We start from the raw sequence: 559 nt of genomic DNA, 5'->3' as shown, positions 1-559 counted from the left end.
ACCGCCGAGATCCCCCGCTCCGACGCCACCGAGGAGACCGTGATGGCCGCAGCCACCGGGAGGGCCGCCGCATGACGGTGACCACCCCCGACCGGGCCCCCGTCGCCGAGGTGCCCACCTCCCGGGGCACCCGCCTGGTGGACCGGGTCTTCGCGATGCGCGAACTCGCCATCCTGGCCGTCTTCCTGGTGATGATCGCCGTCACCCAGGCCGGCAACAGCGCCTTCCTCTCCGAGCAGGGCATCAAGGACCTGCTGCTCAACGCGACCATCCTGGTGCTGGTCGCCACCGGCCAGTCCCTGGTCGTCATCACCCGCAACGTCGATCTGTCGGTCGGCTCCACGCTCGGCATCAGCGCCTTCGCCGCCGGTACCTATCTGCACGGCGGCGGCGACCCGCTGCTCGCGACCGTCCTCGCGGTCCTCCTCGGCACCGGCTTCGGGCTCCTCAACGGCCTGCTGGTCAGCCTCGGCCAGGTGCCCGCCCTCGTCGTCACCCTCGGCACGCTCTACATCATCCGGGGCATCGACTCCATCTGGGTCGGCTCCCGGCAGATCAC

1 protein-coding gene is annotated in these 559 nt (G+C 71.0%); it reads left to right on the top strand.

Annotated elements, in window-relative coordinates:
* Positions 1–71 precede the first annotated feature (71 nt).
* Positions 72–559 (top strand): ABC transporter permease (locus tag G6W55_RS38180; RefSeq protein ID WP_375372514.1); only part of this gene is annotated, 488 nt, incomplete at its 3' end.

Source organism: Streptomyces sp. CAI-85, from assembly GCF_013363615.1.
GTDB lineage: Bacteria > Actinomycetota > Actinomycetes > Streptomycetales > Streptomycetaceae > Streptomyces > Streptomyces antibioticus_B.
The sequence above is the reverse complement of the archived record's forward strand: the minus strand, read 5'-3'. Positions and strand labels throughout refer to the sequence as shown.